General features: G+C 70.6%; 17 protein-coding genes and 1 tRNA gene. 13 read left to right on the plus strand and 5 right to left on the minus strand.

The window, feature by feature from the left end; all coding sequences use genetic code 11:
• Positions 1–986 (plus strand): FAD-dependent monooxygenase (locus A7B20_RS18110; RefSeq protein ID WP_102109997.1); only part of this gene is annotated, 986 nt, incomplete at its 5' end.
• 3 nt (positions 987–989) lie between these two features.
• Here A7B20_RS18110 and A7B20_RS18115 read toward each other — a convergent pair.
• Positions 990–1892, minus strand: a complete 903-nt coding sequence (locus A7B20_RS18115) for a 5'-methylthioadenosine/S-adenosylhomocysteine nucleosidase (protein ID WP_102109998.1) — start codon at positions 1890–1892, stop codon at positions 990–992.
• A 251-nt stretch (positions 1893–2143) separates the two neighbouring features.
• Between A7B20_RS18115 and A7B20_RS18120 the strand changes: the two genes are divergently transcribed.
• Positions 2144–2219 (plus strand) — tRNA-Val (locus A7B20_RS18120).
• A gap of 810 nt (positions 2220–3029) precedes the next feature.
• Positions 3030–4151, plus strand: coding sequence for a calcium-binding protein (locus tag A7B20_RS18130; RefSeq protein WP_172961056.1), 1122 nt, complete (start codon positions 3030–3032; stop codon positions 4149–4151).
• A 39-nt stretch (positions 4152–4190) separates the two neighbouring features.
• Here A7B20_RS18130 and A7B20_RS18135 read toward each other — a convergent pair whose 3' ends face one another.
• Both A7B20_RS18135 and A7B20_RS18140 read right to left on the minus strand, forming a co-directional pair.
• A complete protein-coding gene (locus A7B20_RS18135) occupies positions 4191–5432 on the minus strand; it encodes an Hsp70 family protein (RefSeq protein ID WP_102110001.1) in 1242 nt (413 codons plus the stop codon).
• 295 nt (positions 5433–5727) lie between these two features.
• On the minus strand, positions 5728–7098 hold the full coding sequence (locus tag A7B20_RS18140) for an FAD-binding oxidoreductase (protein WP_102110002.1): 1371 nt from the start codon (positions 7096–7098) through the stop codon (positions 5728–5730).
• Between the two features lie 91 nt (positions 7099–7189).
• Here A7B20_RS18140 and A7B20_RS18145 point away from each other — a divergent pair, with 91 nt between their 5' ends.
• The 6 genes from A7B20_RS18145 to A7B20_RS18170 all read left to right on the plus strand — a co-directional run bounded on the left by A7B20_RS18145 (position 7190) and on the right by A7B20_RS18170 (position 15200).
• A complete protein-coding gene (locus A7B20_RS18145; protein ID WP_102110003.1) occupies positions 7190–8872 on the plus strand; it encodes a chloride channel protein in 1683 nt (560 codons plus the stop codon).
• A gap of 216 nt (positions 8873–9088) precedes the next feature.
• Positions 9089–10024 carry a YihY/virulence factor BrkB family protein gene (locus A7B20_RS18150; RefSeq protein WP_102110004.1) on the plus strand — a complete coding sequence of 312 codons (936 nt, stop codon included), beginning with the start codon at positions 9089–9091 and terminating at the stop codon, positions 10022–10024.
• 93 nt (positions 10025–10117) lie between these two features.
• A complete protein-coding gene (dnaG, locus tag A7B20_RS18155) occupies positions 10118–12058 on the plus strand; it encodes a DNA primase (RefSeq protein WP_102110005.1) in 1941 nt (646 codons plus the stop codon).
• A gap of 120 nt (positions 12059–12178) precedes the next feature.
• Complete coding sequence (gene rpoD, locus A7B20_RS18160) at positions 12179–14182, plus strand: RNA polymerase sigma factor RpoD (RefSeq protein WP_102110006.1); 2004 nt, start codon at positions 12179–12181, stop codon at positions 14180–14182.
• Positions 14179–14835 (plus strand): hypothetical protein, encoded by a 657-nt coding sequence (locus A7B20_RS18165; RefSeq protein WP_102110007.1) that lies wholly within the window; start codon positions 14179–14181, stop codon positions 14833–14835. The genes rpoD and A7B20_RS18165 overlap by 4 nt, the downstream gene beginning before the upstream one ends.
• Positions 14836–14915: 80 nt before the next feature.
• A complete protein-coding gene (locus tag A7B20_RS18170) occupies positions 14916–15200 on the plus strand; it encodes an HlyU family transcriptional regulator (protein ID WP_102110008.1) in 285 nt (94 codons plus the stop codon).
• Positions 15201–15216: 16 nt separating this feature from the next.
• Here the strand turns inward: A7B20_RS18170 and A7B20_RS18175 are convergent, their stop codons facing one another.
• A complete protein-coding gene (locus A7B20_RS18175; RefSeq protein ID WP_102110009.1) occupies positions 15217–15891 on the minus strand; it encodes an SDR family oxidoreductase in 675 nt (224 codons plus the stop codon).
• A 79-nt stretch (positions 15892–15970) separates the two neighbouring features.
• Between A7B20_RS18175 and A7B20_RS18180 the strand changes: the two genes are divergently transcribed.
• The 4 genes from A7B20_RS18180 to ribD all read left to right on the plus strand — a co-directional run bounded on the left by A7B20_RS18180 (position 15971) and on the right by ribD (position 18615).
• Positions 15971–16387 carry a secondary thiamine-phosphate synthase enzyme YjbQ gene (locus tag A7B20_RS18180; protein ID WP_102110010.1) on the plus strand — a complete coding sequence of 139 codons (417 nt, stop codon included), beginning with the start codon at positions 15971–15973 and terminating at the stop codon, positions 16385–16387.
• A 95-nt stretch (positions 16388–16482) separates the two neighbouring features.
• Positions 16483–16890: a hypothetical protein gene (locus tag A7B20_RS18185; RefSeq protein WP_102110011.1), complete on the plus strand. Its 408-nt coding sequence runs from the start codon at positions 16483–16485 to the stop codon at positions 16888–16890.
• A gap of 160 nt (positions 16891–17050) precedes the next feature.
• Positions 17051–17512, plus strand: a complete 462-nt coding sequence (gene nrdR / locus A7B20_RS18190) for a transcriptional regulator NrdR (RefSeq protein ID WP_102110012.1) — start codon at positions 17051–17053, stop codon at positions 17510–17512.
• A 2-nt stretch (positions 17513–17514) separates the two neighbouring features.
• Positions 17515–18615, plus strand: coding sequence for a bifunctional diaminohydroxyphosphoribosylaminopyrimidine deaminase/5-amino-6-(5-phosphoribosylamino)uracil reductase RibD (gene ribD / locus A7B20_RS18195; protein ID WP_245867092.1), 1101 nt, complete (start codon positions 17515–17517; stop codon positions 18613–18615).
• On the opposite strand, the gene A7B20_RS18200 is transcribed toward ribD, so the two are convergent.
• The gene (locus tag A7B20_RS18200) at positions 18604–20640 is read right to left on the minus strand and encodes a capsular polysaccharide biosynthesis protein (RefSeq protein WP_102110013.1); all 2037 of its coding nucleotides are present in this window, start codon (positions 20638–20640) and stop codon (positions 18604–18606) included. The two genes, ribD and A7B20_RS18200, sit on opposite strands and share 12 nt — an antisense overlap.
• Positions 20641–20642: the final 2 nt, after the last annotated feature.

Below are 20642 nucleotides of genomic sequence, written 5' to 3' on the forward strand. Positions count from 1 at the left end.
GGGCGCTGGGCCTCGGCGCGGGGCTGGAGGCGGCGGGGCTGCGCAGCGGCGCGGTGGTGCTGCGCGACGGGCCGACCGGGCGCGCGGTGCTGAAGATGGACCTTAAGGGGGGCGACTTCTTCCTGCTGCACCGCGCCGACCTGATCGGGCTGCTGCGCGCGGGGGCCGAAGCGGCCGGGGTCGAGCTGCGCCTTGGCGCTGGGGTCGACGATCTGCGCGAGACGGCGGGCGGCGTGGCGCTGGGCGGCACGGGGGCGACGCCGCTCCTGGTGGCGGCGGACGGCGTGCGTTCGCAGGTGCGCCCGCTGCTGAACCCGGGCAGCGGTCCCGCCGCCTTCTCGGGGCAGGTGGCCTTCCGCGCGCTGGTGCGGGCCGAGCGGCCGGGTCCGGCGCAGGCGGTGGTCTTCATGGGGCCGAAGCGGCACCTCGTACGCTATCCGCTGAGGGGCGGCAGCCTGGTGAACCTCGTCGGCGTGGTCGAGCAGGCGGACTGGGCTTCCGAAGGCTGGCACGAGGCGGTGGCGCCCGAGGTCTTCCGCGCCGCCTTCGCAGGCTTCACCCCCGGTCTGCGGTCGGACCTGGCGCGGGTCTCCGAGGTCCATCGCTGGGGGCTGTTCCTGCATCCGGTGGCCCCGGTCTGGCACAGCCGCCGCATGGTGCTGGCGGGGGACGCCGCCCATCCGACGCTGCCGTTCCTGGCGCAGGGGGCGAACCTGGCGCTGGAGGATGCCTTCGTGCTGGCCGCCTGCCTGGCCGCCCTGCCGCGCGAGCAGGCGCTGGCGCGCTACCAGGCGCTGCGCCGGCCGCGGGTGCAGCGCGCCATCGCCGCCGCCGCGGCCAACGCCCGGAACTACCACCTGGCCAATCCGCTGGTGCGCGGCGTGGCACACACCGGCCTGCGCGGCCTCAATGCCCTCGCGCCGGGGCTGATGCTGGGGCGGTTCCGCTGGCTCTACGGGGAGGACGTGACGGCGGTCACGCCCTGAGCCTCAGTCCAGCGCCGCCACGAAGGCCCGCATCACCGTGGCCGAGTTGGTCGCCGCCAGCGCCATGAAGGTGCCCATCTCGTTCGCGCCCTCGCCGCCGCCCGCGAGGTCCGAGAGCGAGCGGAAGGCGATGAACGGCACCTCGTTGGCGAAGGCAACGTGGGCGACGGCGGCGCTTTCCATGTCCAGCACCTCGGCCTCGAAGGTGGCGAAGACGTGTTTCCGGAACGCGGCGTTGTCGACGAAGAACGACCCCGAGACGCCGTTGCCACCGGTGACGATCTTCGGCGCCTGCGAGAGGCAGGCGTTGTCGGGCGTGCAGTCGGGCAGGGTGATGCTGCCCGCGACCTTCTCGGCCAGCGCCAGCAGGTCGGGATCGGCGGGGAACCAGAAGCGTTCGTCCACCTCTGCCGCGCGGGCCGAGGTGACGCCGAAGGGCTTGGTGAAGATCATGCCGTAGTTGGGCCAGTCCGTGCTCATCCACGGCGGGATGGCGAAGGCGCCGTCGGTCTCGCGCGCCATGACGCCTTCGAGGTACTTGCCCCACTGCGCGGGCACCACCACGTCGCCGATGCTGAGGCCGGGATCGACCCCGCCCGCGATGCCCGAGAAGACGATCCGCTCGATGTTGAAGTGGTCGAGCGCCAGCTGCGCCGTCATCGCGGCGTTGACCATCGAGACGCCGGAGAGGAACAGAACCACCGGCTTGCCCGCCATCTCGCCGGTGATGAAGGTCGCGCCGTTCAGCTTGTGCGCCTCGGGCTTCTCCAGTCCTTCCTGGAGCGCCTGCCATTCCGGCGGGAAGGCCGACATCAGCGCGGTGCGCGGCTGATCGTCGAGCGTCTGCGCCAGCGCGACGGCGGGAAGCAGGGCAAGGGCGGTGGCAAGACGGGCGGGGCGGGTCATCGAGGCGGACCTTCCGGTTCTGTCGCGGCCACGGTGGAAGCAGGCCCGGGCCCTGTCAATGCCGCGCCCCCCGAACCCGCCGCGCCTGCGCGATCTTCGGGCATTCCGCTCCGTGCCGCCCGCCGCCGCGCCGCCCCCCGCATGCCGCACGGCACCCCGCCGGTCCCGGCCCCGCGCCGGGATCCGACTCCGCGAAAGGCGGCCAAGGGACTTGCGGGCCTCCCCCGGCGTCGGTTAAACCCCGCGCCAGCGGGTCGTTAGCTCAGTTGGTAGAGCGTTTCGTTTACACCGAAAATGTCGGCGGTTCGAGCCCGTCACGACCCACCATGCCCGAGATCGGGACTTGCAGACAGTCGACCGGTGCGAAGAGCCCGGGTCGTCGTCCTTCGACTGCGCGATGTGTCCGGCTTCGGTTGGCCCGAGACCCGGAGGCATCCTCGGCAGGGTCGAGAACGAAGCCTCCATCCGAACGGCGTTCACACCGAGGTTGTCGGCGGCTCGAGCGCAACCGGCTCCGCGCTCCGGTGTTCCGGCGCGCGCTCGTCCGGGTGCCCCCGCGCGACCCGGTACGTTGGTATGGGTCATCGCCGCGGGGCTTGACCGTTTCCCGAAGCGGGCACATCATTCATCCACCGGCTTGATACGTCTTCTCCTGGAAAGGGACATTTCATGCCGGTCTTCGCTAAAAGCATCGGGGCGCAGAGCGCGCTGTCGGTCACGGAGGGCGCGATTGCCGCTCCCGACCTTGTCCTGGGGCCGCTCTGGTCCTGGATCACCGACAGGTGGGAGCAACAGCCAGAGGACGCCGGTTTCCGCGGCGAGGTGCGCGGTCTGCTCGGTTACGCGGGGCAGGTCACGACCCTCGGGGACGGTTGGACGGGCGCGCCGGACACTGCGCAGATCTCGGCGGCACCTGAAGGAATGGGGGAGCCATCTGGAACCCCGTGGATCCTCGCTCTCTCCAGGCAGGACGCCATCCCACCTGGCGACGGTGCCGATCTCCGGAACGACCCGCCCTTCGTCAGCTCCGACCTTCCGGACCCGAGTCAGTGGACCCCGACGCGCTGGTGGCCGGCCGGCGAAAGCCAACACGAGAGCGCCTAGTCGGCGCCGGTGCAGACCCGTCCCGGTTTCTCGGTGGACGTCGTCGGACTGGCTGTCGATCAGACCGTCCGTGGCACCATCGGGGACGACCGGCTTGTCGGCGGCGACGGCCAGGATCTGCTGATCGGCCTCGCGGGACGCGACACGCTGTTCGGGCAGGCCGGGGACGATACGTTGCTGGGCGGCGCCGACGACGACACACTGAACGGCGGCGATGGCCAGGATCTGCTGGTCGGTGGCGCGGGCGACGACCTGCTGCGCGGCCAGGACGGCGGCGACACGCTGCGCGGCGGCGACGGAACGGATACGCTGGTGGGCGGCACCGGCGACGACGTTCTGTCGGCAACGTCCGGCGCCAACCTGCTGCTGGGCCAGGCCGGCGACGACACGATCCGCGGCGGCAGCGACGGCGATACGATCCTGGGCGGCTTCGGCGGCGACGTGATGAACGGCCTGTCCGGGGACGACGTGGTTCTGGGCGGGGACGGCAACGATACCATCGACGGTGAGACGGGCAACGACAGCCTTGCCGGTGGGCCGGGCGACGACCTGCTGCGCGGCGGCGGCGACGACGACGCCCTTCGCGGCGACGACGGCAACGACAGGCTGTTCGGCGATTTCGGCAACGATCTCCTGCTCGGCGGACCCGGCACCGACGTCCTGTCGGGTGGCGGCGGCGGCGACAGTCTCGACGGCGGCGGCGGCGCCGACACGCTCCGCGGCGGCGCGATGCAGGACATCCTCTTCGGCGGCGCCGGCAACGACGTGCTGAGCGGCGAGAACGGGCGCGACACCCTGATCGGCGGAAGCGGCGCCGACACGCTTCGCGGCGGCGACGGGAGCGATATCCTTTATGGCGACACCGGCGACGACATCCTGCAGGGCGGCGCGGGCATCGATGCCTTCGTCTTCCCCGAACGGCGCCCGGGCGAGGTCGACGTCATCCTCGACTGCACGCTCGGCAGCGCCGGCGACGTCGTCGCCTTCGGCAACTTCTCCGACGCCGAGTTCGCGGGCGCCTACGTCGAGCAGGAGGGCAACGACCTGGCGCCGCTCTGGACCGATCTCGTCTCCAACGGCCACCGGATCCGGTTCATGGGACTCAGCGCCGAGCAGGTGCTGCACGAGGTCTGGTTCGACTTCTACGAGTTCTGAGACCGGCGCGGCCCGCGGCTCCGCACCCCGGCGCGGCGCCTAGGGCACGCGGCCCGAGGCCAGAGCAAGCCCGTCCACCACCCCGGTGAACGGATCGCGGCGCAATGTCGTGGCCGCGGGGAACAGCCGCTCCATCTCGGCCTCGACGACCCCCATCAGGGACGAGCCGCCGACGAAGACGACGCGGCCGACCTCGCCGGGCGTCACCCCGGCCGCGGCGCAGGTCGCCGCGGCGCAGGCGCCGATCCCGCCCGCGAGGGTCGCCAGCGACGCCTCCAGCGCTGCCCGCTCCAGCGCCACCGAAAGCCCCCGCTCGACCATGCCGAGCCCGATGCGCCCCGGCCCGCCGCCGTTGGCCGCGATCTTGCCGCGCTCCACCGCGAAGGCGATGTCGTGGCCGAGTTCCAGCTCGATCACCTCGGCCAGCCGCTCGAAGGGGCGGGGCTCCACGGCGAGGCGGGCCCACTGGCGCACCTCGCGCAGGGTCTGGGGCGCATAGACGAACGGGATCTTCTCCCAGCTCGCGAGGTCGAGGAACAGCGCGTTCGGCGCGGGCAGGGCGCCGGTGCCGAAGGCGTCGCGGATCAGCCCGTCGCGCCCGAGATGGGGCATCACGTGGTCGAGCGACAGGGCGCGGTCGAAGTTCGTTCCGCCGATCCGCACGCCCCCCGATCCCAGCACCTCGATCCCGCTGCCGCCCTCGGCGCCGCGGAACAGGGTGAAGTCCGAGGTGCCGCCGCCGATGTCCACGATCAGGCCCGTCTCGCCGGGCGCGAGCGCGCCGTTCGCCAGCGCCGCCGCCTCGGGCTCGAACAGGAAGGCGACCTCGCGGAACCCGGCGCGCTGGTAGCACTCGGTCAGATCCTCCAGCGCCCGCGCATCTGCCGCCGCGTCCGCCGAGTGGAAATGCACGGGCCGCCCCGACAGGGCCCGGTCGAAGACCTGCCCGGTTGCGGCCTCGGCGCCTGCCTTCAGGCGGGCGAGGAACCGGGCGATGATGTCGACGAAATCCAGCCGCTCGTTCAGCACCTGCCGCGGCTCGCGCATCAGCGCGGTGCCGAGCACCCGCTTCAGCGCCCGCATGTAGCGTCCCTCGGTGCCCGCGATCAGCGCCCGGTTCGCGGCATTGCCGAACAGCGTGGCCCGGCTGTCGTAGTCGAAGAACACCGCCGTCGGCAGGGTCTTCTCGCCGGGTTCGATCTCGATCAGGTGCGGCCGTCCGTTTACCAGCACCCCGCAGGCCGAGTTGGAGGTGCCGAAGTCAATCCCGAGCGTCGCCATCCGATATCTCCCGCCGCAATTCCCGAGCCGCGCCCTCTACGCCACCCCGCCGCCTCCGGCAAGCCCGCCCTCCGCTGCGCCGCCCCCGGTCCCGCACGAGGCGCCATCAAACCCGCACCGCGCCCGGCAGCGAAGGGGGCGCCCACTTCGCACAGCGCGGCGCCCTCCGCAGCGGTGCGGATCCTGCCCATCTTTGCTTTCCAAATATCCCCGCCGGAGGCCGGATTTCCCGCAGGGAAATCCGATCCCCGCCCACCGCCCGTGCCCGGCGCATTTCCGGCGCGGCGACCCCTGCTCAGCCCTCCTGCGATACCATCTTCCCGGGGTTGAGGATCCCCAGCGGATCGAGCGCCCGCTTCAGCGTTCCCATGACGCCCCAGGCCGCCCCGTGCTCGGCCGCCATGTGGGGCAGCTTGCCCATACCGACGCCATGCTCGCCCGTGATGGTGCCGCCAAGGCGCAGCGCGCGGGCGGCCATCCGGTCCGACAGGGCCTTCGCGATCGCCATCTCGCCCGCGTCCTTCACCAGCAGGATCGCGTGCAGGTTGCCGTCGCCGACATGGCCGAGGATGGGGCCCGGGACGCCCGAGGCGGCGATGTCGGCGCGGGTCTCCTCCACCGCCTCGGCGAGGCGCGACACCGGCACGCAGAGGTCGGTGACGATGGCGCGCGCGCCGGGGCGCATCTGCAGGATCGACCAGTAGGCCTCGTGGCGCATCTTCCAGAGCGCGTTGCGCTCCTCCGCCAGCACCGCACGGCGCACGTCCTGCGCGCCGAATTCCGACGCGATCTCGCCGAAGCGGGCGGCGTCCGCGGCGACGGCCTCCTCGGTGCCGTGGAACTCGACCATCAGGTGGGGCAGGGGCGGCATGCCCGCACCGCTCTTCGCGTTGAAGGCGGCGACGGTGTCGATGTCGACGAACTCGATCCGCGCCATCGGCACGCCCGTCTGCACCGTGGCGATCACCGCGTCGACCGCGGCGCCGATGGAGGGAAAGGCGCAGAGCGCGGCCGAGACCGCCTCGGGGATGCCCTGCACGCGCAGCGTCAGCTCGGTGATGAGCCCGAGCGTGCCTTCCGAGCCCACCATCAGCCCCGTCAGGTCGTAGCCGGCCGAGGACTTGCGCGCCCGGCTGCCGGTGCGGATCGCCTCGCCCGAGGCCAGCACCGCCTCGAGTCCCAGCACGTTCTGGCGCATCGTGCCGTAACGCACCGCCGTCGTTCCGCTGGCCCGCGTCGCCGCCATGCCGCCCAGCGTGGCGTTCGCGCCGGGATCGACGGGGAAGAACAGCCCCGTCGCGCGCAGCTCGGTGTTCAGCGCCTCGCGGGTGATGCCGGGCTGCACGCGGCAGTCCATGTCCTCGGCGTTGACCTCCAGCACCGCCGCCATGCGGGAAAAATCGACGACGACGCCGCCCTGCACCGCCAGCCCGTGACCCTCGAGCGAGGTGCCCGCGCCCCAGGCCACGACCGGGCAGCGTTCCCCGGCGCAGATCCGCACCAGCGCCTGCACCTCGGCGGTGCTCTCGGGATAGGCGACGGCATCGGGGGGCGTCAGGGGGAAATGGGTTTCGGAGCGGCCATGGGCCTCGCGCTCCGCCTTCACACGGCTCAGCCGATCCCCTAACAAGGCGTGCAAACCCGCCAGCGCGTTCTCGACCGTCATCCCGGACCCCCCATCGCGTGCGGCGCCACACTAGCCCGGGCCGACCCGCGCCGGAAGCCCGCGCCGCCGAAAGGACAGCCGCCACAGCGCCATGGACCGCCCCGATCCCTATCCCCGCCGCCTCGCCGCCCTGACCGATGCCGCGCGCACCGGCTGGGACATCCTGCGCCACCGCGGCCCCTCCCAGGTGCAGTTCTGGTTCATCGCGCTGGCGGTCGGGATCGCGGCGGGGCTGACGGCGCTCCTGTTCCGCAAGGCGATCAACGGGTTGCAGGAACTGCTCTACGGCACCGACGACCTGACCCACCTGCACACCTTCGCGGCGCATCTGGAATGGTACTGGATCCTGGCCATCCCCATCGGCGGCGGCCTCCTGACGGGGCTGATCCTGAACCGCTTCACTCCCGACGCCCGCGTCCGTTCGGTCGCCGACGTGATCGAGGGGGCGGCACTGCGCGATGGCCGGGTCGAGAAGCGGGCGGGCCTCGCCTCGGCCGCCGCCTCGCTCATCACGCTGTCCTCGGGCGGCTCCACGGGACGGGAGGGGCCGGTGGTGCACCTTGCCGCCGTCATCTCGGCCTGGACGTCGAACCTGATCAAGGCCGACGGGATCACCGCACGCGACCTTCTGGGCTGCGCCGTGGCCGCCGCCGTCTCGGCCTCCTTCAACGCGCCCATCGCCGGGGCGCTCTTCGCCATGGAGGTGGTGCTGCGCCACTTCGCGCTCCACGCCTTCGCGCCCATCGTCATCGCCTCGGTCGCGGGCACCGTGATCACCCGGCTCGCCTTCGGCGACATCACCGAGTTCACGCTCGGCACCGACGGCATCCTCGAATTCTACGTCGAGCTGCCCGCCTACCTGATCCTCGGCCTCGTCTGCGGCCTTGTCGCCACGATCCTGATGCGCGCGATCTTCATCGCCGACCGCGTGGGCACCAAGCTCCAGCGGCGGCTGAAGATCCACAACGCGCTGCGCCCGGCCTGCGCGGGGGCGCTGCTGGGCGGGCTTGCCATCGTGTTTCCGCAGATCATCGGCGTCGGCTACGAGACGACGACCAAGGCGCTGACCGGGCACATGTCCCTTGGCGCCGCCATCGCCATCGCGGTCGCCAAGACGGCGGCGGTGGCGATCACCATGGGGGGGCGGATGGGCGGCGGCGTCTTCTCGCCCTCGCTGATGCTCGGCGCGCTCACGGGGCTTGCCTTCGGGCTGATCGCGACGCCGATCTTCCCGAACGTCTCGGGCTCCGAGACGCTCTACGCGCTGGCGGGCATGGGGGCGGTGGCGGCGGCGGTGCTCGGCGCGCCGATCTCGACCACGCTGATCGTGTTCGAGCTGACGGGGGACTGGCAGACCGGGATCGCGGTGATGGTCGCGGTGTCGATGTCCACCGCGCTCGCCTCCAAGCTCGTCCACCGCTCGTTCTTCCTGACCCAGCTCGAGAAGCGCTCGATCGCGCTGGCCAAGGGCCCGCAGGCCTATCTCCTGTCGATGTTCCGCGTCGCCAACGTGATGAGGAAGCCAGACGATCCCCGCGCCGCCCCCGACGACGCGGTCTGGGAGGCGATCGAGGCCGGCCACATGATCGAGGGGAACGCGACGCTGAAGACCGCGCTGCCGATGTTCGAGGAGACCTCGCGCATGTTCCTTCCGGTCGTGCGACTCGGCGAGAAGGGCGAGCCGCCCGAGATCCTGGGCGCGCTGTTCCACGTCGACGCGCTCAGGGCCTACAACCGCGCATTGGCCGCGACGGCGGCAGAGGAGCATTCCTGAGGCGGAAGGCGGGTGTTCACGCTCGACGGACCAACTGCAAGCTGACCGACCAGGCCGGCCAGGCGCGGCTGAAGAAGTACCGGGACCTGGTCACGGGGACGGAAGCGGCGGTGAAGTGAGCCGCGACCGGTCGGCGCAGACCCCGGACCGCACCCGGGAACTCCGGGCGACGCCCCGCGTTGGCCCTGCAATGCCACCGATCCGACGGACCGCCCCATGCCCATCGCCTCCGACTCTCCCGACACGCCGCTGCGCCGTTCCAAGCGCAAGAGAGCGATGGGATTCGGGATGCGGCTCTGGAGCCAGATCAACGAGGACCATATCGGCCTGATCGCCGCGGGCGTCGCCTTCTACAACATTCTCGCGCTGTTTCCCGCGATCACCGCGCTGATGGCGATCGGCGGGCTGCTCGTCGCCCCGTCCGAGATCGTGGACCAGATCGAACGCTTCTCGCATATCGTGCCGAAGGACGTGATGGACATCATCGTCGGCCAGGCGACCTCGATCGCGGGCAGCCGGGAAGGGGGGCTGGGGCTGGCGGCGCTCGTCGGCATCAGCTTCTCGATCTGGTCGGCCTCCAAGGGGATGGGCAGCCTGATCGAGGGCATGAACGTCGCCTATGACGAGAAGGAGACGCGCGGCATCGTCAAGCTGAGGCTGTTCACCCTGCTGATGACCGTGCTCGGGATCCTGGGCCTGATCTTCGGGATGATGGCGACCATGGCGGTGCCGGTGGTGCTGACCGTGTTCCCGCTCGGGCCTCTCGGCAACATCGTGACCTTCGCCGCGGTCTGGGGGACGCTCCTGTTCGCCACCTGGCTGGGCCTGTCGCTGATCTACCGCTACGGCCCCGACCATTCGCATCCGCACAACTTCGACTGGAAGCTGCCCGGCGCCCCGGCCGCGACGCTGCTGTGGCTCGTCGCCTCCGGCGCCTTCGCCTTCTACGTCGGCAACTTCGCCTCCTACAACGAAAGCTTCGGCAGCCTTGCCGGGGTGATCGTGCTGCTGCTGTGGCTCTGGCTCTCGGCCTATGTCGTGCTGCTGGGCGCCGAGGTGAACGCCGAGGTGCGTGCCGATGCCCGCGCGAAGGCCGAGCGTGCGCGCGAGGAGGAGGAGCGGCAGGCGGAAGGGCGCACCGCGACCGCCTGACGCCGCGGCCCGGCCGCAAGGCGCGGGGCGTGCCGCGGGATTCAGGCCGAAGGTGACTCGACAGTTGGGGCGATTGCGCCAATATCGTCTGTCATGAGCCTGCCCCCCGGATTCCTCGACGAGCTGAAGACCCGCATCTCGCTGGTGCAGGTGGTGGGCCGCAAGGTCATCTGGGACACCCGGAAATCGAACCAGGGCCGGGGCGACATGTGGGCGCCGTGCCCCTTCCACCAGGAAAAGAGCCCGTCGTTCCACGTCGACGACCGCAAGGGCTTCTACCACTGCTTCGGCTGCCATGCCTCGGGCGACGCGATCAAGTTCGTGCAGGAGACCGAGAACGTCTCGTTCATGGAGGCGATCGAGATCCTCGCAGGCGAAGCCGGGATGCCGATTCCCGAGCGCGATCCGCAGGCGAAGCAGAAGGCCGACCGCCGCACGCAGCTGGTCGAGGTGATGGAGCAGGCGGTCAGCTTCTACCGCCTTCAGCTGAAGACCACCGCCGCCACGGCCGCGCGCGACTATCTCGCCCGCCGGGGCCTCCCGGCCGAGGCGCAGGCGCGCTGGCAGCTGGGCTTCGCGCCCCCGGGCTGGCAGGCGCTGCGGGATCACCTGAGCGGCAAGGGCATCTCCGACGACCTGCTGATCGAGCTGGGGCTGGCCAAGCGGTCGAACCGGGACAAGCCGCCCTACGACACCTTCCGCAACCGCATCCTGTTCCCGATCCGCGATTCCCGGGGCGCCGCCATCGCCTTCGGCGGCCGCGCGATGGACCCGGACGACAAGGCCAAGTACCTGAACTCGCCCGAGACCCCGCTTTTCGACAAGGGCCGCAGCCTCTACAACTTCGCGCCGGCGCGCGAGGCGGCGGGGAAGGGCAAGACCCTTGTCGTCGCGGAAGGCTACATGGATGTCATAGCGCTGTCCGAACACGGCTTCTCCGCCGCGGTCGCCCCGCTTGGCACCGCCGTCACCGCGGACCAGCTGCGCCTGATGTGGCGGATCGCGGACGAGCCGGTGATCGCGCTCGACGGTGACTCGGCGGGCATGAAGGCCGCGATGCGGGTGATCGACGTGGCGCTGCCGCTGCTGGAGGCGGGGAAATCCCTGCGTTTCTGCCTGATGCCCGAGGGCCAGGACCCCGACGATTTCCTGAAGGCCCGGGGCGCCGAGGCGATGCAGGCGCTGCTGACCCAGGCGCGGCCCATGGTCGATCTCCTGTGGGAGCGCGAGACCGAAGGCGGCACCTTCGACAGTCCCGAGCGGCGCGCCGCGCTCGACAAGTCGCTGAGGGCCGCCATCGCGCGGATCCAGGATCCGTTCATCCGCGCCCATTACGGCGAGGCGATCAAGCAGAAGCGCTGGACCCTGTTCAACCCGCGCCGTCCGGCGACCCAGCGGGCGTGGCAGCCGAAGGGCGCCCGCGCCCCGGTCACGGCCAGCGCGCCCACCCGCGCCTCGCTGCTGGCGCAGGGCAATTCGACGATGGACGAGATCCTGCGCGAGCAGGTGATCCTTGCCGCGCTGATCAGCAACCCGGCGATCCTGCACCAGTTCGAGGACGCTTTGGAGCGGCTGGAATTCCTCGAGGAGGATCACGACCGCATCGCCGCCGCGCTGCTGCGTCACGTCGAAGCCGAGGATCCGCGGCAGGCCGTCGCGGCCGAGCTGGGCGACGGGCCCCTTGAAAAGCTCTTTGCACCGCGCCATGTGACGCTCTGCCCGGCGGTCAGGACTCCGGGCGATCCGGACATGGCGGCCCTCTGCGTGGCCGAGGAACTGAGCAAGCTGCATGCCCGCCGGGGCGCGCGGCAGGAGATCGAGGAAGCCGTGCGCCAGGCCGAGGCCCTGGGCGACGAGGGCATGACCTGGCGGCTCGGACAGGCCGCCGAGGCCAGGAACCGCGCCGAGCGCGCCCAGACCGAGGACCGGACCGAGTTCGAGGTCGGCGCCAACGGGGCCCGAATCAACCGGGACGAACGGCTGCGGCTCGATTCGCTTCTCGACGAGATCAGCCGCGGGAAAACGCGCGGCTAGGCTGTGACTCTTGGTGAGAGAACGGTAAACAAATAGGATTACCTCTGTTCGAATCACCGATTCGCGATACATGGTTCGTTTGACGATGGCGAACCGACCAAGCTGTGGAGGAAGTGCCGTATGGCCGCCAAAGACACCGCCGACGACCGCAAGCAGGACGATCAGGACAATGACGGCATGCTCGACATGAGCCAGGCCGCGGTCAAGAAGATGATCGCCGAGGCGCGTGAAAAGGGCTACATCACATACGACCAGCTGAACCAGGTCCTGCCGCCGGAACAGGTGTCCTCCGAACAGATCGAGGACGTGATGTCGATGCTCTCGGAAATGGGCATCAACGTCATCGAGGACGAGGAGGCCGAGGAGGAGGACAACAAGGGCTCCACCGACCTCGTCACCACGGGCGGCGCGCGCGACGTCGTCGTCTCGTCGTCGGAGTCCGAGAAGCTGGACCGCACCGACGACCCCGTGCGCATGTACCTGCGCGAGATGGGTTCGGTCGAGCTGCTGAGCCGCGAGGGCGAGATCGCCATCGCCAAGCGGATCGAGGCCGGGCGCAACACGATGATCGCGGGCCTCTGCGAAAGCCCGCTGACCTTCCAGGCCATCACCATCTGGCGCGAGGAACTCCTGAACGAGGACATCCTGCTGCGCGACGTGATCGACCTTGAAACCACCTTCGGCCGGTCCATGGGCGAGGAGGGCGAGGACGAACCGGTGGTGCCCGGCGTCGACGTCGATTCGGCGACTCCGTCGTCGCGCGACAGCGGCGGCAACGACCAGCCCGAGCTCGACGCCGACGGCAACCCGCTGGCCAAGGGCGACGACGACGAGGACGAGGACGAGCAGGCGAACATGTCGCTGGCCGCCATGGAAGCCGCGCTGAAGCCCAAGGTGCTGGAGATGCTCGACGTGATCGCCCGCGATTACGTCACCCTGTCCGAGATGCAGGACCTGCGCATGTCGGCCACGCTGAACGAGGACGACTCGTTCAACGAGGCGGCCGAGGCGAAGTACCAGAAGCTGCGGTCCGAGATCGTGCTGCTGGTGAACGAGCTGCACCTGCACAACAACCGGATCGAGGCGCTGATCGACCAGCTCTACGGGATCAACCGCAAGATCATGTCGATCGATTCTTCTCTGGTGAAGCTGGCCGACCAGGCCCGCATCAACCGGCGCGAGTTCATCGACGCCTATCGCGGCTACGAGCTGGACCCGACCTGGATGGAGAAGATGGCCGAGAAACCCGGCCGCGGCTGGCAGGCGTTCATCGAGCGCTCGGCCGACAAGGTCGAGGAGCTTCGCGGCGAGATGGCGCAGGTCGGCCAGTACGTCGGCGTCGACATCACCGAGTTCCGCCGCATCGTCGCCCAGGTCCAGAAGGGCGAGAAGGAAGCGCGGCAGGCGAAGAAGGAAATGGTCGAGGCGAACCTGCGCCTCGTCATCTCCATCGCCAAGAAGTACACGAACCGCGGCCTGCAATTCCTTGATCTCATTCAGGAAGGCAACATCGGCCTGATGAAGGCCGTGGACAAGTTCGAGTATCGCCGCGGCTACAAGTTCTCGACCTACGCGACGTGGTGGATCCGGCAGGCGATCACCCGCTCCATCGCCGACCAGGCGCGTACCATCCGGATCCCGGTCCACATGATCGAGACGATCAACAAGCTGGTCCGCACCGGCCGCCAGATGCTGCACGAGATCGGCCGCGAGCCGACGCCCGAGGAACTGGCCGAGAAGCTGCAGATGCCGCTCGAGAAGGTCCGCAAGGTGATGAAGATCGCCAAGGAGCCGATCAGCCTCGAGACGCCCATCGGCGACGAGGAGGATTCGCAGCTCGGCGACTTCATCGAGGACAAGAACGCGATCCTGCCGCTCGACAGCGCCATCCAGGAGAACCTGAAGGAGACCACGACGCGGGTCCTGGCCTCGCTCACCCCGCGGGAAGAGCGGGTGCTGCGGATGCGCTTCGGGATCGGGATGAACACCGACCACACGCTCGAAGAAGTTGGCCAGCAGTTCAGCGTGACTCGCGAGCGCATCCGCCAGATCGAGGCCAAGGCGCTGCGAAAGCTGAAGCATCCCAGCCGGTCGCGCAAGCTGCGCAGCTTCCTCGACCAGTGAGCCGGGTCAGGCAGCCGAAGGGCGAGAAGGGCAGCCTGAAATGGGTGCAGCGGGCGGTGGCGCATCGCCCGGACCTGCTGCAACCCGAGGCGCTGCCGCCGATCGACTGGGTGTCGCCGAAGGCCGACGACGACTTCGCCGAGTACCGCGACAGCGATTTCGTCTGGAAGCTGGGGCTCGCCTCCCTCGCGCCGATGCTCCAGCAGTTCTGGCCCCGGGGCGGGCCGCAGTGGGACGCCCTCGGCACGTACCAGGGCGGCTTCGTGCTGGCCGAGGCGAAGGCGCACCTGGGCGAACTGGAGTCCTCGGCGACCCAGGCGTCGGAAGCCTCTCTCGCGCAGATCGAGGCAGCCTTCGCGCAGGTGAAGGCGGCGCTCGGGGTCGGGCCGGACGTGTCCTGGACGGGGCGGTATTACCAGCTGGCCAACCGGATCGCGCACCTGTGGTTCCTGCGGAACTTCGGGCTCGACGCGCACCTCGTCCTGATCGGCTTCACCGGCGACGCCGAGATGGGCGGACCGGACGACTCCGTCGCCTGGAACGCGGCCTATGCGCGGGCCGAGGCGGCACTGGGCCTGACGGAAGAGCACGCTCTGAGCGCGCGCATCCACCATGTCTTTCCCCCCGTCGCCCAGCTGACCACGCCCGTCTGAGCGCCGCCCGGGGGATTGGGCATTCCGCCGCGCCACCCTATATTGGTCGCGACATCGCTATCCAGCGAAGGAGCCAGCCCATGTCGATCCTGTCGCGCCTGTTCGGGGGCAACAGTGGCAAGCCGAAAGCGGCCGAGGAGGCTGCCGCGGAGACCTACGAGGGGTTCCGCATCGTCCCCACCCCGATGGACGAAGGCGCCACCTACCGGGTCTGCGCCCGGATCGAGAAGGAGGTGGGCGGCGAGACGAAGTCCCATACCCTGATCCGCTCCGACACCCTGCCGGGCCGGGAGGAGGCTGTCGCTGCCTCGATCCGCAAGGCGAAGCAGCTGATCGACGAGCGGGGCGAGCGGCTGTTCGACTGAGCCGCCCGCGGCAGGCTCAGTTCTGCGGCATCAGGAACACTTCGCGCACCGCGCAGCGCGGATCGGCGGCGAGGGCCAGCATCACCGCGTCGGCCACGTCCTCGGGCTGCAGCTTGTCGGGCTTGCCCTCGTTAAAGAAAGCGGTGTTTACCATGCCCGGCGCGACCACGGTGCAGCGCCCGCCCCATTCGCGCATCTCCTCGGCCAGGTTGCCCGCATAGCCGTGGACGAACCACTTCGTCGCACCGTAGATCGAGCCCTTGATGTGGGTGCGCCCGGCCGCCGAGCCGGTCATCACCATGTGCCCCTTCGTCCTCTTCAGGTGCGGGATCGCCGCCTTCGCGGTCAGCAGCACCCCCATGACGTTCAGCGCGACGAGGCCCTGCCATTCGTCGGGATCGCCGTTCTCGGTCCCCGCCTTGCTGATGCCGGTGCCCGCGTTGGCATAGGCCGCGTCGATGCCGCCGAAGCGGTCGGCCAGCTTTGCCAGCGCCTCGGTCTGCGAGGCAAGGTCGGTCGCATCGCCGGGCAGGGCCAGCGCCTTGTCCCCGATCTCGTCGGCCAGCGCGGCCACCTTGTCGGCGCTCCTCGCGAACAGCCCGACGTTCCAGCCCGCCTGCGCCGCCGCCCGCGCCGTCGCCGCGCCGATGCCCGACGAGGCGCCGGTGATGAATATCGTCTTGCCGCTCATGGCCTGTCCTTCCATTTTCGTCCGAAACCAATGCGCCGGACCCCGTGACGGGTCCGGTCCCGGCAGGAAAGGTAATGCCATGACCGACATCTTCGAGATCCAGACCCGCGGCCAGGGACTGTACGCCTTCACCGACCGGGTGCTGCGGTGGGTCGAACGGCAGGGCATCGACAGTGGCCTGCTGACGCTGTTCGTGAAGCACACCTCCTGTTCGCTGCTGATCCAGGAGAACGCGGATCCCGAGGTGCAGACCGACCTTGCCGCCTTCTTCCACCGCCTCGTGCCGCCCACGGACGATCCCTCGATGGCCTACCTGACCCATACCTACGAGGGGCCGGACGACATGCCGGGCCACATCAAGGCGGCGTTGCTCCCGGTGTCGCTGTCGATCCCGGTGATCGGCGGCAAGGTGCAGCTTGGCACCTGGCAGGGGATCTACCTGTTCGAGCATCGCCTGGCCCCGCACACCCGGCAGGTCGCGCTCCATCTCGGCTGAGGGCCGCGACACGGTGACGCAATCTTGAAGCCAGGGGGGCGGGCAGGGCGGCGCGCGGGTGCTAGCTTGTGGTCAAAGCATCCAAGGAGATCGCAATGAAACCGCGTTTCACCGCCCTTGCCACCCTTGCCGCGCTGGCCCTCGGGCTGGCCGCGCCGGCCGCAGAGGCCGATGTCTTCCGGGCCTCGAACTCGCTTCTCGTCCAGTCGGACAACGGCGTGGACATCTTCGTGCCCTATGCGCCGCGCGCGCTCGACAACGCCTACTGGTGCGCGGCGGGCGATTACGTCGTGATCCGGCAGGGCCGGTCGGGCCGGACGCGCCTGTTCCGGGCCAGCGAACCGCCAAGGAAGCGGGGTCAGGGCATCGTCTTCACCACCGATCCCGCACGGGCGGCGAAGAACAGCGGGCTCACCGTCTTCGGCAGCCCCGACGGCACGATCTCGGCCGGGCAGGCGCGGTCGTCCTTCTGCCACCAGGACCCGATCTTCGGCTTTCCGTAGACCGGGCCTGAGTCGTCGCCGCCACAGTCCGTCCCCCAGATGCTGTGGCGGCAAGATTGCGCTACTCGAAACTTTGCCCGAGCCTCTATACTCGGGGGTGACATAGTGTGTTAACCCCCGGTCTGGGACAGGATGAAGCGAGAAGAGGGGGACAAGGCCGATGCGCTGCCCGTTTTGCGGTAACGTCGACACCCAGGTGAAGGATTCGCGTCCGGCAGAGGATCACGTTGCGATTCGGCGGCGGCGCTTCTGCCCGGCCTGCGGCGGCCGGTTCACCACCTACGAACGGGTGCAGCTGCGCGACCTCGTCGTCATCAAGAGCAGCGGCCGGCGCGAGGAGTTCGACCGCGACAAGCTGGAACGCTCGATCCGCATCGCGCTCCAGAAGCGCCCGGTGGAGCCCGAGCGCATGGACCAGATGATCAGCGGCATCGTCCGGCGGCTGGAATCGCTGGGCGAGACCGACATCCCCTCGAAGGCGATCGGCGAGATCGTGATGGAAAGCCTCGCGCGGATCGACACCGTGGCCTACGTCCGCTTTGCCAGCGTCTACAAGAACTTCCAGGCCGCCGACGATTTCGATAAGTTCGTGAGCGAGCTTCGCCCCGCCGTCCCCGAGTGACCATGAACCTTGCCGGGCCCATGGCCCATGCCCTGACGCTGGGGCGCCGCGGGCTGGGGCGCTGCTGGCCCAATCCCGCCGTCGGCTGCGTGATCGTGAAGGACGGACGCATCGTCGGCCGGGGCTGGACCCAGGCGGGCGGGCGGCCCCATGGCGAGACGATGGCGCTGGCCCAGGCCGGGGCCGCCGCGCGCGGCGCCACCGCCTTCGTCACGCTGGAACCCTGCGCCCACGTCGGCGTCACCCCGCCCTGCGCCTCGGCGCTGATCGAGGCGGGCGTGGCCCGTGTCGTCGCCGCGCTCGGCGATCCCGATCCGCGGGTGTCGGGCGGCGGCTTCGCCATGCTGAGGGCGGCGGGGGTCGAGGTGACCGAGGGCGTGCTGCGGGACGAGGCGGCGCGCGACCACGCCGGGTTCCTGTCGCGGGTGACGCGCGGGCGGCCGATGGTGACGCTGAAGCTGGCCACCAGCGTCGACGGGCGCATCGCCACGGCCAGCGGCGAAAGCCGCTGGATCACCGGGCCCGAGGCGCGGCGCGCGGTCCATGCCATGCGGATGACCCACGACGCGGTTCTGGTGGGCGGCGGCACCGCGCGGGCGGACGACCCGATGCTCGACGTGCGCGGGATGGGAGAGGTGGAGCAGCCGGTGCGCGTGGTCCTGTCGCGCCGTGCCTCGATCCCGCGGGACGGGCGGCTGGCGCTCTCGGCCCGGTGGCAGCCGCTGTGGCTGCTCCACGGCACGACGCAGGTGCCGCCCGAACGGATGCGCGCGTGGCACGCGCTCGGGGCGCGGACGATCGGCGTGCCGGTCGGGCGCGCCGGCGAGATGGACCCGTCCGCGGCGCTCCGCGCCCTCGGCGAGGCGGGGCTCACGCGGGTGCTTTGCGAAGGCGGCGGGGCGCTGGCGGCGTCGCTTCTGCAGGCGGGACTTGTCGACCGGCTTGTGGTGTTCGGCGCGGGCCTCGCGCTCGGCGCGGAGGGGCGTCCGTCGCTCGGGGCGCTGAGCTTCGACCGTCTCGCCGATGCGCCGCGCTTCACGCTGGAGCGGGTGGCGCCGGTCGGGGGCGACACGATGCAGGTCTGGGCCGTCTCAGCGCCATAGATGCGCGCGGCTGGCCAGCAGCCCCTGCGCCTTGGCCAGCAGCCGGTTGCCCAGCCCGGGATGCGGCAGCCGCCCCTCGGCGAGCCGCAGCGCCGCGATCTCGGGCGGGGAGGGGGCGTTCCTCACCGGGTCGTGGTAGCGGGGATAGCCGATCAGCACCGCGTGGGCGAGCTGCTCCAGCGTCGGCCGGGCGCGGCGCCGGTCGGGCACGGGGCCCAGGTCGCGCGTCAGCCCCCAGCCCGCGTAGAACGGCGCGCCGAGGCAGGTCACGGGCTTGCCCCTCAGCAGCGCCTCGAAGCCCATGAGCGACGTCATCGTCCACACCTCGTCCACCTGCGCCAGGAGCGCGGCGGGATCCGTGCGCTCGACGATCACGTCGGCCAGGGCGCTTGCATCCTCGATCCGGCCGGTGCGCAGACCGGCCTCGACGTCGGGATGCGGCTTGTAGAGGATCACGGCGCCGGGGTTTTCCGCCCGCGTGCGCGCCAGCAGGTCGCGGTTCGTGGCGACATCGCCGGTGCCGAGGCGGATCGAGGCGTCGTCCTCCACCTGTCCGGGCACGAGGATCCGGCGGCCATCGGGCAGATCGGGCAGGTCGGCGCGGCCGATGTTGTATTTCGACAGGCGGCGGTCGTGGATCAGGCGGATCAACCGGCGGGAACGTTCGATATCCGAAGGCGTCAGCTCCGGCGAGGCGGCGATCAGATGCTCGAGGCGCGAGGGCCGGGTGGGATCGTAGTAGATCCCGAGGTCGTCCGTCACCAGCGACAGCGGCGGGATCAGCTCGGCCCCCAGGCCGCGGGAGCGCAGGAAGCCGTCCTCGATCCTCAGCAGCCGCTTGGCCCGGTGCTCCGGCGTGACCCGCCCCGCCCAGACCAGCAGGGGACAGCCGAGCGCAGCGGCCTTCGCGCTGGCGCGCCGCGGATCCTCCTCGAACCGGAGCGGCTTCCAGCGCCCGAAGAACCGCTGCAACGGCCGCCGCTTCCAGAGCCGCATGCCCGAGGCGACATGGCCGTGCCGGTCGCTCCGCCACGCGAAGACCTCGGCCTCCAGGATCGCCACCGCGTCCTCGAAGCTGCACAGCCGGTCGCAGAACGGATCGTACCAGGTCGGCGCCAGGATCATCGCCGCGGCGAAGAGCTGCGCGCGCGTCAGGCGGCGTTCGCGGCGGGGCACCGGGTTCTCGTCGGCCGTCAGGCCCCAGCCGCCGTAGAAGGGCTGGCCGAAGACGCGGGGGCGGGGGCCCGCGAGGATCGCCTCGAACCCCATCTGCGAGCTGACGGTATAGACGGCGACGGCCCCCTCCAGCAGCCCCCAGGGTGACACGGGGTCGGCGAAGAGCCGGGTGCGCGCGTCCTCGTGGGCGGAACCGAAATGCCCCGGACGATGCCCGGCGCGGGTTTCGGGGTGGACCTTGACCAGGATCTCGGCGCCCGGATGCTCGATCTGCGCGAAGGCCAGCATCTCGTCGAACAGCGCCTGCGAGCCACCGCCATGGGTGACGGAGGCATCGCCGCGGGTCTGGTCGATCACCAGCACGTAGCCGGGGGCGGGCAGGGGCGCGTCGGGATCGAAGGCGTTGTACTTCGACAGCTGCGCGCGCCTGAGCCGCGCGATCCCGTCCCGCGCCCGCCCGAGCAGCGCGGCATCGTCGAGCGGATGGGTGGCGAGCAGGTGTTCGAGGTGGGAAGGCTGCGCGCTGTCGAAGTGCACGCCCCGCCGGTCGAGCAGGAAGCCGAGGGGCGGCGCGCCGTCGCGCCCCGTCAGGACCGCGCGCAGGAAGGCATCCTCGACGCGCATCAGCCCCGCGCCGGTCTTCGCCGCCACCCGCTCGCCCCGGTGGGCGGTGGGGCTGCGGCCCCAGACGGCGACGGTGTCGGCGGGGCCGGGGCGGCCGAGGCGGACCTGCCAGCCCGACAGCGCCAGCGCACGGCGCAGCCGCCGCTGGGTCAGGAAGCCGCCGTTGTAGACGAAAAGCCGCCGGGGGGCGGACCCACCGGCGGCGTCATCTGCGTCGGGCGCCATGG

The sequence above is a fragment of the Oceaniglobus roseus genome (assembly GCF_002869745.1).
Lineage (GTDB): Bacteria > Pseudomonadota > Alphaproteobacteria > Rhodobacterales > Rhodobacteraceae > Oceaniglobus > Oceaniglobus roseus.